Raw genomic sequence first — 14,826 nt, forward strand, 5'->3', positions numbered from 1 at the left:
TAAGAGACATAATTCGCTCATATCGGGCCAAACTGGAGCCGCTCCATGTCTACACAGCAGAAAGTCGCCATTTTGGCTTTTCCACAAATCAGTGCCTTCCATCTGGCGGTTCCCTGTTTGGTGTTTCACGATGCTTTTATCGGCACTAAGCCCTTTGACGTCAGGGTTTGCGCCGAGTCTCCGGGACGCTTTGACAGCGCATCGCCCTTAGGCCTTGAGGTACGCGAGGGGCTGGATTGGCTCGCTAGCGCCGACATCATCATTATTCCGAGCTGGGACAAGCTAGAGGTCAGCCCCTCGCGGGAGTTACTTGACGGTTTGTGTTTGGCTCAGGAGCGGGGAGCGCAGCTAGTAGGTCTTTGTTTGGGCGCGTTTGTGCTGGCCTACGCGGGCCTGCTAGACGGTCGAAAGGCCACCACCCACTGGGCCTACGCAGAGCAGTTTCGTCAACTGTTTCCCAAGGTGGAACTCGACCCAAATCCTCTGTTTGTCGAGCAGGACAGTGTGCTAACGTCAGCCGGTACCGCCGCTGGACTCGATTGCTGTCTTCATCTTTTGCGAAATCAGTTGGGTAATGCGACGGCAACCGAAGTCGCTCGATTATTAGTTGCTCCCCCCTATCGCAGTGGTGGTCAAAAGCAGTTCATACCGACTGTGTTGCCAGAAGCTCAAGTAACGCAAGTGGGGATCCGCAACACCATAGAGCGTATCTTGGCCGATCTATCGGCACCGGTAACCTTGGATAGTGCGGCTGAGCAAAGTGCCATGAGCCGTCGCAGCTTTACCCGTCGATTTAAGGCGTTGACTGGTATCAGCTTCACTCAGTGGCTGATAAACCAACGCCTGAATTACTCGCAACAGCTACTAGAAGAAGTGGGGTTGGGGATCGCTCGAGTGGCAGAATTGTCTGGATTCAGTAATGAGGGAGTCTATCGGAAACAGTTTAAGTTGGCTTACGGTATATCTCCAAAGCAGTGGCGACAAGCATTTGCCGCCAAAGCTTAGGACTCTTGATCGATTTCCGCTGGCTTGGATTTGTTCCAATTGCTTTGCTGCAAAATTTTCTCGAACTGAATTGGCGGCAGCGGACGACTGTAGAAGTAGCCTTGCACAATATTCACCTGCTTTTGCTTTAAGAAGTGAACGTGCCAATCGTTTTCTACACCTTCAGCGACTATGTCCAAATTCAAACTCTTGGCCATGGCGATGATGGCCGAGACAATGCCCGTGTTGGGCGAAGCGCTGATGATCTCTGACACAAAGCTCTTGTCGATTTTGAGAATGTTGATTGGGTACTGTTTCAAGTAGCTCAGCGACGAGTAGCCGGTGCCAAAGTCATCGATAGCGATTTTAACGCCCATGGCTTGCAGTTCTCTAAACAGTGCCACTGTCTTGTTGGCATTCCCTACCAGAACGCTCTCAGTGATTTCCACCTCAACGAAGTTCGGTGGCACCTTGGTGTACTGCAAAATGTGGCGGAAGCGCTCAATGAACTTAGGGTGCTGTAGTTGCAGGGTCGACACATTAACCGCCAGCTTTTCCAAGTCATAGCCGGCTTTACGCCAAGCGGAGAATTGCTTACACGCGCTGAGTAGTACGTATTCACCGAGTTCGACAATTACCCCAAGCTGTTCTACCTGCTCGATAAAGGCATCGGGATAAATGATGCCATCTTTGGGATGTTGCCAACGCACTAAGGCCTCGGCTCCAATGATCTTGTTGCGTTTGAGGTCGACGAAAGGCTGGTAGTGAACCGTGAATTCTTTTTCTTTGATGGCGCGGTGAATGTCACTCTCTAGTTTCAACAGTCGGTACTCTTTGGCTTCCATTTCTGGGGCAAAGAATTTGACCTTGCTGTTACTGGAAAACTTGGCGGCATACATGGCCGAATCGGCGTGCTTCATCAAGCTCTCACCGTCGGTTCCGTCTTGCGGCGCAATCGAAATACCGATACTGGCGCTTACCGTAACCTCATGGTTTTCCAACATGAAGGGCTCGACGAATACCGAGCGCACTCGTTTGACGATTGACGCGACACAGTTGGCATCTTGAATTCGATCGATGATCACGGTGAACTCGTCACCACCGAGACGGCTTATTTGGACTTTGGCGTTGTTTTCAATAGACCAGGATATGTAGTCGCTGCTGCGGATCACCGAGGAAAGGCGCTCGGCCAGTTGAATCAACAGACTATCACCGGCGCTATGCCCCAAGGAGTCATTAATTCGCTTAAAGTTATCCAAGTCGATAAACAACACGGCAATTTGGCGTTTTTGCTGTTTCGCCAAAGACACCAAGCGCTCCAATTGTTCGTTGAAGTGGCGACGGTTGGGCAGGTTGGTGAGAGAATCGCGATAAGCCAGCTCAATGGCTTTCTCTTCCTGCTTTTGTAGATCGCCCGCCATGGCATTAAAGGCGTTCGCCAGCTTGCCAATTTCATCGTCAGAGCTGAGTTTGACTCGGTAATCTAGGTTACCGTCGCCAAACACTTTGGCAGCGTCTGTCAGCTCTTTCATCGGGCGGCTAATTCGCATCGCCAACAACCAGCTAACCACCACTCCAAGCGCCAGTGCTATCGAGCTGCTAACCAAAGTGATGTTGCGTATGGGACCGACACTGCTGCTCAGAGTGTCGATGGAGTGAAACAAGACCACGTAGTGATCGGGTTGATTGAGCTCTATGGGTAATAGGTAGTGTTGCCAGCCGTTGAGTTCCACATTGATCAGACGTTGCTCGCCAATTTTGCTCACCAGCTTGGCTTCGGGTTGGCGCGATGCATAAACGATATCAGCCAATGGGTGGGGGTTACTGCCCAAACTCACCGCGTTATTTTGTTTTAGGGTGAACGCCGTTACTCCGCTGATCTGCTCTATCACTTGTAGGTGATTAGGGCTGGCCAGCTCGTAACCAGACACCACCATGCCGATGACTCTGTCGGCCACCAGTGCCGGCGCTACCGCCACTTGGTACATCTTGTCATCTAGCGTCCAATAACCTTTAAAGGACTCGCCTTGTTTGACCGCGTCGATGCCAGGCATTAACGACAGGTCTTCGCCTCTTTGCTGGGGTTGTTGAAGGTGGAACAACAGCTTGGCGTCGCTATTTAGGATGAGCTGCAGCGGCGCATTGTTTGAGGTAGTCAGTTTACTCGGGTCGATCTTAGGCAGCGCGCGTTGGCGATGGGCTTCGATCATCAGGTTTTTCAAGTAGGCCGAATCGGCGACTAAGCGGGCGAGGGATGCAATGAGTTGATGACGCTGGTTTTCGTAGCGCTCTGTGGCAGTGGCTGCCCGCTCCATGGTGGTGATAGCTTGCTGCTGAACCATATTACTGATCATGCCGCTCACGGCTAAGTTGACCAGCAAAATAAAGCAGATCACGACCATTAATATGGAGCTAAAAATTTTGTACTTGAGTGGCATCCGCGGTCCTTGCTTTCGAAACTGCCAATAATCGAACGTACAGCACTAAGAATAGTTATAACTCAAAATAAACAATTATTTAACGCTTCCCTCGAAATAATTGCCAAATAACTGACAAGTGCCATTTTTACCATGTTCGCTCGAAAATTAAACAATAGCAAGTCAGGAATGCTAATTTACAAGATAAATTGTTTTAAAACAGTGGCTTAAGCGGTTTTTGAAGTGTGTTGTTATGGGTGTCAAAAAAACGTGATTCCGTCAAAATGCTGTTAAAAATTAACCCTACAAAACAGCAGTTTAATTGCTCACAATTTGACCTTTACAAGCGACTTTCGTTTATTAATAATCCCTTTCGCAAGACGAATATGAAGTGAGCTCGCAGGTGATGAACCTGGGCATCTATTTTTAGAAAAAATTTGTTAAACTTCAGCACTCGCTAAAACAATAAGAATAAGTCGTCTGCGGTAATTAGGAACCTTCATGATTCATTGGTACGCCGTTTTTTCTACCAAAAACAAAAACGCCCATCGCGTTATTCTGTTTCTCGTTGCACTGTTTGTGCTGGCTTGTTTTTATCAAGTAGCCGCGAACGAAGCGATTGAGTTTTTAGCCGCCTTGTTGCCGGTTCCAGTGTTGGTGTGGTTTTTTGGCCGCGCTTCGCAATTCAAACGCAAATATCATATTCGGGAATCGTAAATCCCACCGGCAGCTGGTTGAGGTAGCTCATACCTTGCCAGCCTTGCATGCCGCCGGTATGAATCGCCACGACGGTTTGCCCATCCAATCTTCCACGTCTGACCCAATCAAAAATTGCCAACATCATTTTGCTGGTATAAACCGGATCTAGGCCAATTTGGTTGGTTTGATAAAAGTCGTCAATCAGCGCGAATTGCTCGCTAGAGGTTTTTGCAAAACCACCGCACTCATAGCCGCTGATTAGCTGATAGTCGGGTATCAGGGCAACATCTTTTAGCAAGTCTTGTATTTTGTGCTCGAGGGAGTTGTCCTTTACCGCACACACACCGTAGACCTTGGTGTTGAGTTTCGCTTGTACCACCCCTTGCACTAAGCCGGCGACAGTGCCACCCGAGCCGACTGGACAAAACAGTGCGTCGAACGCACCCAGCTGTTGCGACAGTTCATCAACGCTTTCGGCTACCCCAGGCAGTGCGAGCTCGCTGCTACCGCCCTCGGCGATGACTCGGCTATTGGGAATTCGCTGCTGCCAGCTCTGTTGGTAGTTGAGGTCGTGGCGGTCTCGATACTCTTTGCGACTGACAAACTCTAGCTTCATCCCTAAGGCTTGCAGTTGCTTTAAGGTTGGGTTGTTAGGGTCGTACTCCCCTCGAATGACACCGATTGTGTTAAATCCAAAAGTATTGCCCGCGGCCGCTAGTGCGTGCAGATGATTAGAGAATGCACCACCGAAACTTATCAGGGTTTTAACTCCATCATTTTTGGAGTTAACTAACTGATATTTAAGCTTTCTCCACTTGTTGCCAGATATCAGCTGATGAATCGCGTCATCCCTCTTTAACCAAAGCGTTACATTATGGGAATTCAGTACAGAATGGGTTATCCTGTCGACAGATGCGCCTCGGCTATGGTGATTGAACTCACTAATAAAACTCATGGGAAGACATGGGGCCCGAATTACTTGGTATAGTCGCTACATAATAACTCTTATAAATCGTCAATTGGACCTTGTAACGCTTTATGGATAAAGGCTTGTTACGCAGATTACAGTTTTGGAAATCCGGTGCGTCCGCGAAAAAGGCGGGCTTGTATCTGGGTGTCGATAGCTTGACCGCCTACCTAGCGCCTGGCACTGACACTCCAGCCGTCGTTGAGCAGTTTAAGGTGCTCGAAGACGACTTCGATGGCGCCATGAAAGCCGCCGCCGAAGCGACAGGCGCGGTGCATGCAGCGCTTGTACTCGCGCCTCCTCATTATCAAATTGTTACCCTAGACCGCCCAAAAGTCGCGAACGATGAGCTTGCTCCGGCGCTGTTGTGGGCGATTAAAGACCTAGTCACACTCAGCGTTGACGACATTCATTACGACTACTTCTCGGCGCCGGTGGTCAGCAGCAATAAAGTCAACGTTGTGATAGTCAGCAAATCTTGGCTGTCTAAGGTGTTGCAGTCTGCCGCAGATCATCAAATCAACATTAGCCATGTCGTCATCGAGGAGCTTGCGCTCACTCACTTGTTTAGCGGTGAGGAGAGTGCACGCATGTTGCTCTCGCAATTACCTGAGCAAGAGATGTTGCTGACCGTGGTAAAAGACGGTGAGCTATATCTGCAGCGTCGTCTGCGCGGTTTCAATCAGCTAGCCAATGCGCAGTCGAGTGAGCTCGAGCAAGATGTGGCGGATCGTCTGAGCCTGGAAGTTCGGCGGTCGATGGACTTTTTCGAGTCGCAATTGCGCCAGCCACCAGTATCAAGCATTAACTTGCTGTTATCCCATCAAGGCGACGCACTACAACCTTTGTTAAATCAGAATTTCAATCAGGCGGTAGAGCAAGTGCCGGCTGAAAGCGTAGCGCCGATTATGGCCAGAATGGCTTTGATGGAGCTTGAGCAGGAGGTTGCGTCATGAAGACACGCATCAATCTCTATAGCGACAGCTTATTTCCCAAGCAGCACCGCCTGAGCTTTGACCGTTTGGCGCTATTTAGCGTAGCGGCTTTAGTGATAATGCTGCTAATCGGCGTGTTTACCAGTTGGCAGGCCAGCCAGGCCCTTGCTGAGGTGCGAGTGGCGGAGCGAGAGCTTTCACAGACTCAGCAGACCCACAACGACCTTAAAGACAGAGTTAAAGCCCACGCGCCACGCCCAGAGTTGGTTGAGCAAGTGAACCGTCGCGAGCGTCAGCTTGCGATGAAACAACTGCTGATCCGCGAACTAAACGAGCGCTCACGACTCACCAGTACCGGCTTTTCTCCGCTGATGAAAGACTTAGCTAGCGTGCACCGCAGCGATTTGTGGTTGACTCAAATCTACGCCAGCGAAGGTAAATTTCGCTTCGAAGGCGGCGCCACTATGGCTAGCAGCTTGCCGAAATGGGTTGACCAATTACAGACCACAGAAACTCTGCGCGGCCAGTCGTTCCACAGCATGACCATGCAGTCGCAAAAGAATCAGGCGTTGAGCTTTGTGCTGAGTAGTCTTTTAGACGAGGGAGCGCAGTAATGCAGGCATTGGCCACTTATCGTCATAAATTCGATCACCTGAGTCAGCGCGAGCGAGTGCTCATTGGACTGAGCTGTGCTGTATTGATTTTTGCCATAGGTTGGTCGTTCATCGACGCCAATATTCAAGATTGGGTTGAGCGCGAGCGTCGCGCCGAGGGCAAGCAGCAGGAGATTAAGCTGCTTGAACAGCAAAACCAAATCTTTGAAATTCGTCTTAACGAAGACCCGAATTTGGCATTTGAGCAGAAGCTTGCGCAAATCGAGGCGCAAGACCAGGCCATTGAAGAGCAGTTGCAATCGGAAATGGTGGACATGGTTGAGCCGCAACACATGCCAGCCTTGCTCTCTAGCGTGCTAAGCAGTGCAAAAGGCATCAAGCTGGTGTCGTTTAAGTCGCTGGCACCGATTGCCCTGTTAGACCAGGCACAGCAAACGCAAGCCAATGTCGATACCAGCGCAGAGCAAGACATCAATATTTATGCTCACGGCATCAATTTGACCCTGGAAGGGGATTACTTTTCTTTGCTTAAGTTTTTGGTAGCGGTAGAGGAGTTACCGGAGAACTTGTATTGGTACGAGCTGGATTATCAGGTCGCCAAATATCCAAAGGGCCAGCTTCAGCTAGAAGTTTACAGTGTGAGTATGCGAGAGGAGTTCATTAGTGTTGCTTCAAATGACTAAACTGCTGCTGACATTGACCTGCTTGCTCGCGGGTAGCGTATCTGCGACCCAATTATTGGACCCAACACGTCCAGCGGTGGGCCTAGAGCCTGTCAAAGGCGAGCTCAGTGTGGAGAGTACCGGGCTTGTGCTTAACGCAGTATTGATAAACGGCGGGGCAAAAACCGCTGTAATTAACCAGCAGGCCTACCAGGTGGGTCAGCGAGTTAGTGGTATGCGCATCAACTACATAGATAACAATCAGGTGCGTTTGGAAAACGGTCGAGTACTTACTCTTTTTACGACCGTCACCAAAAATTAGGGATTTAGGGGAAATAGGAATGACGACTTTGTATAAGTCAGTGGCACCAATCTTTGCCTTGTTTTTGTTGGGGTGTCAGACGACCGCGGATCGTCCACAGCCAACCGAATCGAAGCAGGCTCTGGCACAGATTCAGGCGGAGCAAGCGGCGCGGGTATCCAAGCCCGTTTTGCCGGATGCGTTAGCACAAGAGCTGTCAGGGTTGTCGCCATTGGCCGAGCTTTCGCCTAGCCTGCAGCAAGAACGTCGTTTTGACGTGGCGGCTAACGATCTCGATGCTCGTGTGCTGTTCCCAAGTCTAGTGAAAGGCACGCCCTTGTCGGTGGCTTTGCACCCCAATGTCTCGGGTACTGTAACCTTGTCGCTAAAAGGCGTGACCTTATCGGAAGCGCTAACCGTGATTCAGGATTTATACGGTTACGAAGTCAGCCTGGATGGCCGTATTCTACGAGTTTTCCCGGCCGGCATGCGCACCGAAACTTTTCCGCTTAACTATCTGTACATGCAGCGCAATGGCACTAGCTTAACCAGCATTAACTCGGGCCGAATCAGCGACCAGCAAAACAACAACAACCGCTCTGGCTCCAACAACAGCAACAATTACAACTCGGGTTCTAACTCGGGCTCGAACAATCAGTCGGGGCAGAACAATCAAAACCGCACCAACGGTACCTTTATCCAAAGTCGCACCGAAACCAATTTCTGGGCAGAGCTAAAAACCACTCTGGAGTCGATTATTGGTTCGACTGACGATGGCCGGCAGGTGGTGGTAACCCCACAAGCGGGTCTGGTGACCATTCGCGCTTATCCCAATGAGCTGCGTCAGGTACGCGAGTTCATTAAAACGGCCGAAAGCCACTTGCAGCGCCAGGTGATTTTGGAAGCCAAAGTGGTTGAAGTGACCCTAAATGACGGATTCCAGCAAGGGATCCACTGGGAAAAAATTGTTGCCAGCAGCGGCAGCGCCGAGTTTACCTTTGGCAACACCCAAGGCGAGTTAGGCGACGAGATTACTCGAGCCATCGGTGGTATCACTTCGCTTAAATTCAGCGGTAATGACTTTGCCGGCATGATTAGCCTGCTAGACACGCAAGGCGATGTGGATGTGCTGTCTAGCCCTCGAGTAACCGCCGCCAACAACCAAAAAGCCGTCATTAAAGTTGGTGTAGACGAGTACTTTGTTACTGACGTTTCGTCAACCACGGTCACTGGCACCAGTCCAATTACCACACCTTCGGTTGAGCTGACCCCTTTCTTTAGTGGCATCGCGCTAGATGTGACACCGCAAATCGACAACGAAGGTAACGTGTTGCTGCACGTCCACCCTTCAGTGGTCGATGTCAAAGAGCAAATCAAAGAAATCGATGTGGCCGATAGCAGCCTGAGTTTGCCGTTAGCGCAAAGTGAAATTCGCGAGTCAGATACCGTTATTAAGGCCGCCAGTGGCGATGTGGTCGTGATTGGTGGTTTGATGAAGACCCAAGCAATTGAGCTCAATTCTGGCGTACCCGTATTGCGCAATATTCCCGTGCTGGGCCACTTGTTTAACAACAAAACAAAAGAGAACCGCAAAACCGAGCTAGTCATTTTGCTCAAGCCTGTGGTGGTTGGCGCAGACACTTGGAAAGACGAATTGGAGCGCTCCAAGCAGTTACTTGATCGTTGGTATCCGGAGGAAGGTTAATCGGTATGTACTTGCAGCATTTTGGGTTAGCGACGGCTCCGTTCTCGCTAACCCCGAATACCAGCTTCTTTTTTGGATTGGCGCCTCATGTTGAGGCGCTGCAAGTTTTACATACAGCCCTGGTTGGTGGCGAGGGCTTCATCAAAGTCACTGGTGAAGTGGGGACAGGTAAGACACTGATCTGCCGTAAGTTACTCAATGATATGGCCCATCAGTTTGCATGCGTCTACCTTCCCAACCCGTATCTATCACCGCAAGAGCTGCGTTGGGCGGTGGCCTGTGAATTGGGCTTTAGCTATTCCGCTAAGGTCGACCAGCAGCAACTGATTCAATTAATCCACGAAAAGTTGTTGAGCCTCGCCGAGCAAGGCAAGCGCGCGGTTATCGTGGTTGACGAGGCACAGGCGCTACCGGATGAGAGTCTGGAAGCTTTGCGTTTGTTTACCAACTTGGAAACCGAAACCAGCAAATTGCTGCAAGTGGTATTGTTGGGCCAGCCCGAGCTAGACCAGCGTCTAGCACAAGACAAATTCCGTCAGTTGCGTCAGCGCATCGGGTTTTCCTACCAGTTACGCCCGCTCACCGAGGCTGAAATTCATGGCTACGTCGAGCACAGACTTAAGGTCGCTGGGTGGCAAGGCGGTGCTGTGTTTGAGAAGGGGCAAATTCGTCAGCTGTACAAAGCATCACGAGGGATCCCCAGATTGGTAAACCTGCTTTGTCACAAAGGCCTACTACTAGCTTATGGTGCCGGTGTTCGTCGAGTGAGCGCTAAGCAACTGAAAGCGGCGATTGCCGATACCGAAGACGCTAACAGCCCGATGTCACTTAGAGCGCCGGTTTTGGGGTTAACCCTAGGTTTAGCCGCAGCAGTGCTGTGGTATTGGTTGCAAGGTAGCGCCCTATGAGCGTGATTAATCAGATGCTCAAAGAGCTCGATGAGCGCAAGGCCACTCAAGGCGCGATCGCGGTAACCCCGTATCAGGCGCCCAAGGCTTGGTATCAAAATTCGGGATTGTGGGTTGGCCTCGCCCTTGGATTAGGCGGTGGCGGCTTGGCGTTTGGTTGGCTGGCTCTGTCTAAACTGGAGAGTCCTCAGTTTATCGAGACGGCGAGCATGAGTAACAAGGTACCAGTCGCGGTCATTGAGCAGGCTGAAGTGAGGCCTAGTTCGGCGATAGACCAGACAGCATCTGCCGATTCGAAAGGCGAAACTGCCAAGGCTTCGACGGGTGAAACCGACGCCAACCCAGTGGTTAGCCAGGCACAGGTTGAGCAGGCGAAGCCTAAGGCTGAAGCGCCTCAGATCATTGAGGAAAATGGCATCGCAGCGACTTCTGTTGAAGCAGAGCCAGTGACTGCAGAGCCGGCTAAACCCGAGCCGAGTCATTCGAGCAAGCCACAAGTCAGCAAGCCAGACAGCGCCAAACCAGAGCCCAGCTTTGAGCTGGTTGAAGTTGTGTTAACTAAAAAAGACAAGATTGCTCGAGCGATAACATCTGCCGAACAATGGCAACAGCAGGGGCAGTTTAAAAAAGCGGCAGTTGACTACCGTACCGCGCTGAAGTTAGATGGAAGTTTGCATCAAGTCCGTAAACAACTTGCTGCGCTCTTGTTTGGCCAAAACGACATAAAAGGGGCCTTGAGCGTGTTACAGCAAGGTCGTACGCAATATCCGCAAGAAATCGATTTTGGTGTGCTGCAGGCGAGAATTCTGCAACAAAGTGATCGCATGCAAGATGCCATGGCCTTGCTTCAATCGCTGCAACTCATCGCCGTGCCTGAGCACGCTAAAGGGCTGATTTTGCTCAGTGAGATATCTCAAGCTGAGCAAGAGTTTGTTTTGGCTGAAAGCAGCTATCGAAGCTTGTCGGAACTTCAACCCAATGTGGCCAAGTGGTGGCTGGGTTTGGGGTTTGCGTTGGACTCGCAAGGAGAACAAGGGGAAGCTCTGTTGGCTTATCGACGCGCCTTATCAACAAGCGGGCTGTCGGAAAACGGCAGGCAATTCCTCACGAATCGAATCGCCCAGTTAGGAGGTTGAAATGCAACCTAAACTGAAAATGCGCTTAGGCGATTTGTTGGTCCAAGAACACATCATTACCGATGACCAACTCAACGCTGCGCTAAAAAAACAACAAAGTACCGGCCTAAAACTGGGACGCACCCTAATTGAATCTGGGTGTTTGAGCGAACAACAGCTACTGACTTTCTTGGCGCAGCAGCTGAACATTCCATTGCTGGATATCAGTAAGCGCAACATACCTCAGTCCATCTTAAAGTGGATCCCTGAGGTACAGGCCCGTCGTTATCGCGCGCTGCCAATCGAAGAAGACGCTGAGTCTGTGCTGGTGGCCATGTCGGATCCGGCCGACCTGCAAGCGCTGGATAACATTGAAGTCTTGCTAGAGCCTAAGCGCTTGCGTCTTGCGGTAGCGCCTGAGCGCCAGCTGTTAGACGCCTTTGATAACCTATATCGCCGTACCGACGAAATTGCGTCAATGGCTGAGCAGCTCGATGAAGAGTACGCCGCCGATGACTCGTTTAATCTCAGCGACCTCACCATGGACGATGGTGACAACGAGACCACAGTGGTTAAGTTGTTGCAGTCGATTTTTGAAGACGCCATTCAAATGCGCGCCTCGGATATTCACATTGAGCCGGGTGAAGATGCGCTGCGGATTCGCCAACGGATCGACGGCCATCTCAACGAAACCATACTGCCTGAGGTTAAAATCGCCTCGGCACTGGTGTTGCGTCTCAAGCTAATGGCTGGTCTGGATATCTCTGAGAAGCGTTTACCGCAAGACGGTCGCTTCAACATCGAAGTGAAAAAGCACAAGGTCGACGTGCGTTTGTCGACCATGCCGGTGGCTCATGGTGAGTCAGTGGTAATGCGTTTACTTGACCAGTCCGCGGGCCTGCTGACCCTCGAGCAAACCGGTATGCCGGACCCTATGGTTGAGCGCGTACGCCGGCACATTCGCCGTCCCCACGGAATGCTGCTGGTGACCGGTCCTACGGGGTCGGGTAAAACCACCACTCTTTATGGCATTTTGTCTGAGCTGAACACGGCTTCGAAAAAAATTATTACTGTGGAAGATCCGGTGGAATATCAAATTCCGCGTATCAACCAAGTGCAGGTGAATCACAAGATTGGCTTGGACTTTTCAAACGTGCTTCGAACCACTTTGCGTCAAGACCCAGATATCATCATGGTGGGTGAGATGCGTGACCAAGAGACTGTGGAAATCGGTCTTCGAGGCGCATTGACCGGTCACTTCGTACTGTCGACTCTGCACACCAACGACGCCATTACTTCAGCGTTGCGTTTGTTGGACATGGGCGCTGCGGCCTACTTGGTGGCCAGTGCGCTACGAGTGATTATCGCTCAGCGACTGGTTCGGAAAGTCTGCTATAACTGTGGCCAAGACCATCAGCTCAGTGCTGCAGAGCGCGCTTGGGTAACCAGCATTAGCGGACGCGACCCAGGTGAAGGCGTGTTTAGAAAAGGTGTTGGTTGTCAGGCCTGTGGCGGCACCGGCTATCGCGGCCGAGTGGGTGTATTTGAGATCCTTGAGTTGGATGAAGCCATGATGGATGCGATGCGAATCGGCGATCCACAAGCCTTCTCTGCGGCAGCGCATGCCAGTCCGTCCTTTGTGCCGCTAGCCAAGTCGGCGATGGAGTTCTTGTTTAGCGGACAGACCACCATCGAAGAGGTGGCGCGATTGGTGGAAGATGTCGAGGCCGATTTTAGCAACACAGATAACCTTGCCAACATTGAAGCGACTCAAGGAATTGGATAATGCCTGAGTACCAGTATCGAGGACGAGATAGCCAAGGCGCCTTGGTCAACGGTTCGGTGGAAGCCGCTTCCGAGTCGGCGGCAGCCGATGCTTTGCTGCGCCGAGCAATCATTCCCCTCGAGGTACAAAAGGCCAAATCCGGTCAGCAAATCAAATGGTCGGATTTATTGGCACGCAAGGTGAGTTTGGACGAGTTGCATATCTTCTCGCGCCAAATGTTCTCGCTGACCAAATCAGGCATTCCGATTCTTCGCGCAATCAAAGGCCTGTCAGAGACTGCGCATTCGAAGCGAATGCAGCAAGCTCTAGAAGCGATTCACGAACAGTTGACCGCAGGTAAACCGCTGTCCACTGCCATGAACCATCATCCCGATGTGTTTAGCAACCTATTTGTTGCCATGGTTCACGTCGGGGAGAATACCGGGCGTTTGGACGATGTGTTTTTGCAATTGTCCGGTTACATCGAGCGTGAACAGGAAACCCGTCGCCAAATTAAATCGGCCATTCGCTATCCAATCTTCGTTTTGCTCGCCATTGTGATTGCCATGGTGGTGTTGAACATGATGGTGATTCCAAAATTCGCCGACATGTTTTCCAAGTTTGGCGCTGAGCTGCCTTGGGCCACCAAGCTGCTGATCTCGACTTCAGATTTTTTCTTGGATTATTGGCCCTTTATGTTGCTTGGGGTTATCGGCGTCATATTGGGGCTCAGATACTACGTACGTACCGAGAAAGGGCGCTATCAGTGGGATAAGAAAAAACTGGGAATCCCGGCGGTTGGCAGCATTATCGAACGCTCTACACTGTCGCGCTTTGGACGCAGCTTTGCCATGATGCTGCGCGCTGGGGTGCCCATGACTCAAGGGCTTAGCTTAGTAGCGGACGCGGTAGACAACGCCTATATGCACGACCGAATCGTGCAGATGCGACGTCAGATTGAAGGCGGTGACTCGCTGTTGAAATCGGCGCACCAAAGCGAGTTGTTCACTCCTTTGGTTTTGCAGATGGTTGCGGTGGGCGAAGAGACCGGCAACATAGATTCGCTGCTCGACGATGCGGCTGAGTTTTACGAGCGCGAAACGGATTTTGACCTACAAAACCTTACCGCCAAAATTGAGCCAATGTTGATTGGTTTCGTAGCTGTGATTGTTTTGATTTTGGCTTTGGGTATCTACCTGCCGATGTGGGATATGTTGCAGGCAGTCAAAGGAGGCTAAGTGCGACGTCAACAACAAGCAGAAACGGATTTGCTGCGCTCCGGCCGAGTGGTCATCGCCCTAGTGGTAATGATGATCATTCTAGCGGTATTTGGTGGTCGTTATTTGGAAGTCGAGTCTCGCATCGACCGCGACGATTTTAGTCGCAAACAGAATACTTGGATCCGCATGGACAGTATGTTGCGCTCCATGTGGTTGACGCAGGGCAGACCCGAACGAGTAAGTGTGACTCTGTGGGGAGATGACAACCCGACTTGGGTGCGGATGTCAGAAAATGGCTGGCCAGTACCTGATATTCGCTCCGCTGAAGGCTGCATCAAGTTGTGGCAACAAATATTGGGCGAGGAAAGTGCTCAAGATTTCGGCAAAGGAAAATTAAGTGCGCATTATGATAAAGCCGATATGGCTTGCCGATTTGTCAGCGTACAAGGTGATAGTTTGAGTTATCAATTAAGCAGTGGACGTTTATTGACGATTTCTCAGGCTAATAATAATTCTATATAAGGTTTTACTTGT

At 50.9% G+C, this 14,826-nt stretch carries 14 protein-coding genes; 12 read left to right on the forward strand and 2 right to left on the reverse strand.

Going from position 1 to position 14,826, the window contains the following annotated elements; all coding sequences use genetic code 11:
• Positions 1-45 precede the first annotated feature (45 nt).
• A complete protein-coding gene (locus CLC93_RS04500; protein WP_095504754.1) occupies positions 46-1,005 on the forward strand; it encodes a GlxA family transcriptional regulator in 960 nt (319 codons plus the stop codon).
• Here CLC93_RS04500 and CLC93_RS04505 read toward each other — a convergent pair.
• Positions 1,002-3,422: an EAL domain-containing protein gene (locus CLC93_RS04505; RefSeq protein WP_095504755.1), complete on the reverse strand. Its 2,421-nt coding sequence runs from the start codon at positions 3,420-3,422 to the stop codon at positions 1,002-1,004. The genes CLC93_RS04500 and CLC93_RS04505 overlap by 4 nt on opposite strands.
• A 480-nt stretch (positions 3,423-3,902) precedes the next feature.
• Between CLC93_RS04505 and CLC93_RS04510 the strand changes: the two genes are divergently transcribed.
• Positions 3,903-4,118, forward strand: a complete 216-nt coding sequence (locus CLC93_RS04510; RefSeq protein WP_095504756.1) for a hypothetical protein — start codon at positions 3,903-3,905, stop codon at positions 4,116-4,118.
• Here the strand turns inward: CLC93_RS04510 and CLC93_RS04515 are convergent.
• Positions 4,087-5,055 carry a 1-aminocyclopropane-1-carboxylate deaminase/D-cysteine desulfhydrase gene (locus CLC93_RS04515; RefSeq protein ID WP_095504757.1) on the reverse strand — a complete coding sequence of 323 codons (969 nt, stop codon included), beginning with the start codon at positions 5,053-5,055 and terminating at the stop codon, positions 4,087-4,089. The two genes, CLC93_RS04510 and CLC93_RS04515, sit on opposite strands and share 32 nt — an antisense overlap.
• Positions 5,056-5,150: 95 nt before the next feature.
• Here CLC93_RS04515 and CLC93_RS04520 point away from each other — a divergent pair, with 95 nt between their 5' ends.
• From CLC93_RS04520 to CLC93_RS04565, 10 genes are read left to right on the forward strand one after another with little or no spacing between them, the layout of a single operon-like run.
• Positions 5,151-6,023 (forward strand): MSHA biogenesis protein MshI, encoded by an 873-nt coding sequence (locus tag CLC93_RS04520; protein ID WP_169902812.1) that lies wholly within the window; start codon positions 5,151-5,153, stop codon positions 6,021-6,023.
• Positions 6,020-6,616: a PilN domain-containing protein gene (locus CLC93_RS04525; RefSeq protein ID WP_095504759.1), complete on the forward strand. Its 597-nt coding sequence runs from the start codon at positions 6,020-6,022 to the stop codon at positions 6,614-6,616. Before CLC93_RS04520 ends, CLC93_RS04525 begins: the two co-directional genes overlap by 4 nt.
• Positions 6,616-7,299, forward strand: coding sequence for an MSHA biogenesis protein MshJ (locus tag CLC93_RS04530; protein WP_095504760.1), 684 nt, complete (start codon positions 6,616-6,618; stop codon positions 7,297-7,299). Before CLC93_RS04525 ends, CLC93_RS04530 begins: the two co-directional genes overlap by 1 nt.
• Positions 7,292-7,600: an MSHA biogenesis protein MshK gene (locus tag CLC93_RS04535; RefSeq protein ID WP_095504761.1), complete on the forward strand. Its 309-nt coding sequence runs from the start codon at positions 7,292-7,294 to the stop codon at positions 7,598-7,600. The genes CLC93_RS04530 and CLC93_RS04535 overlap by 8 nt, the downstream gene beginning before the upstream one ends.
• Before the next feature lie 19 nt (positions 7,601-7,619).
• On the forward strand, positions 7,620-9,284 hold the full coding sequence (mshL, locus tag CLC93_RS04540) for a pilus (MSHA type) biogenesis protein MshL (protein ID WP_095504762.1): 1,665 nt from the start codon (positions 7,620-7,622) through the stop codon (positions 9,282-9,284).
• Positions 9,285-9,289: 5 nt separating this feature from the next.
• Positions 9,290-10,192: an ExeA family protein gene (locus tag CLC93_RS04545; RefSeq protein WP_095504763.1), complete on the forward strand. Its 903-nt coding sequence runs from the start codon at positions 9,290-9,292 to the stop codon at positions 10,190-10,192.
• The gene (locus CLC93_RS04550; RefSeq protein ID WP_095504764.1) at positions 10,189-11,328 is read left to right on the forward strand and encodes a tetratricopeptide repeat protein; all 1,140 of its coding nucleotides are present in this window, start codon (positions 10,189-10,191) and stop codon (positions 11,326-11,328) included. Before CLC93_RS04545 ends, CLC93_RS04550 begins: the two co-directional genes overlap by 4 nt.
• Before the next feature lies 1 nt (position 11,329).
• Complete coding sequence (locus CLC93_RS04555) at positions 11,330-13,093, forward strand: GspE/PulE family protein (protein WP_095504765.1); 1,764 nt, start codon at positions 11,330-11,332, stop codon at positions 13,091-13,093.
• Complete coding sequence (locus CLC93_RS04560) at positions 13,093-14,310, forward strand: type II secretion system F family protein (protein WP_095504766.1); 1,218 nt, start codon at positions 13,093-13,095, stop codon at positions 14,308-14,310. The genes CLC93_RS04555 and CLC93_RS04560 overlap by 1 nt, the downstream gene beginning before the upstream one ends.
• Positions 14,311-14,814 carry a hypothetical protein gene (locus CLC93_RS04565; RefSeq protein ID WP_095504767.1) on the forward strand — a complete coding sequence of 168 codons (504 nt, stop codon included), beginning with the start codon at positions 14,311-14,313 and terminating at the stop codon, positions 14,812-14,814. It abuts the gene before it with no gap.
• The last annotated feature ends 12 nt before the right edge of the window (positions 14,815-14,826 follow it).

It is taken from the genome of Paraferrimonas sedimenticola, from assembly GCF_002282855.1.
Lineage (GTDB): Bacteria > Pseudomonadota > Gammaproteobacteria > Enterobacterales > Shewanellaceae > Paraferrimonas > Paraferrimonas sedimenticola.

Coding starts and splice junctions, on each gene's coding strand:
- mshL (WP_095504762.1), top strand. CDS start 7,620: ATGACGACTTTGTATAAGTCAGTGGCACCAATCTTTGCCTTGTTTTTG.
- CLC93_RS04555 (WP_095504765.1), top strand. CDS start 11,330: ATGCAACCTAAACTGAAAATGCGCTTAGGCGATTTGTTGGTCCAAGAA.
- CLC93_RS04545 (WP_095504763.1), top strand. CDS start 9,290: ATGTACTTGCAGCATTTTGGGTTAGCGACGGCTCCGTTCTCGCTAACC.
- CLC93_RS04525 (WP_095504759.1), top strand. CDS start 6,020: ATGAAGACACGCATCAATCTCTATAGCGACAGCTTATTTCCCAAGCAG.
- CLC93_RS04550 (WP_095504764.1), top strand. CDS start 10,189: ATGAGCGTGATTAATCAGATGCTCAAAGAGCTCGATGAGCGCAAGGCC.
- CLC93_RS04535 (WP_095504761.1), top strand. CDS start 7,292: ATGACTAAACTGCTGCTGACATTGACCTGCTTGCTCGCGGGTAGCGTA.
- CLC93_RS04505 (WP_095504755.1), bottom strand. CDS start 3,422: ATGCCACTCAAGTACAAAATTTTTAGCTCCATATTAATGGTCGTGATC.
- CLC93_RS04560 (WP_095504766.1), top strand. CDS start 13,093: ATGCCTGAGTACCAGTATCGAGGACGAGATAGCCAAGGCGCCTTGGTC.
- CLC93_RS04500 (WP_095504754.1), top strand. CDS start 46: ATGTCTACACAGCAGAAAGTCGCCATTTTGGCTTTTCCACAAATCAGT.
- CLC93_RS04515 (WP_095504757.1), bottom strand. CDS start 5,055: ATGAGTTTTATTAGTGAGTTCAATCACCATAGCCGAGGCGCATCTGTC.
- CLC93_RS04530 (WP_095504760.1), top strand. CDS start 6,616: ATGCAGGCATTGGCCACTTATCGTCATAAATTCGATCACCTGAGTCAG.
- CLC93_RS04510 (WP_095504756.1), top strand. CDS start 3,903: ATGATTCATTGGTACGCCGTTTTTTCTACCAAAAACAAAAACGCCCAT.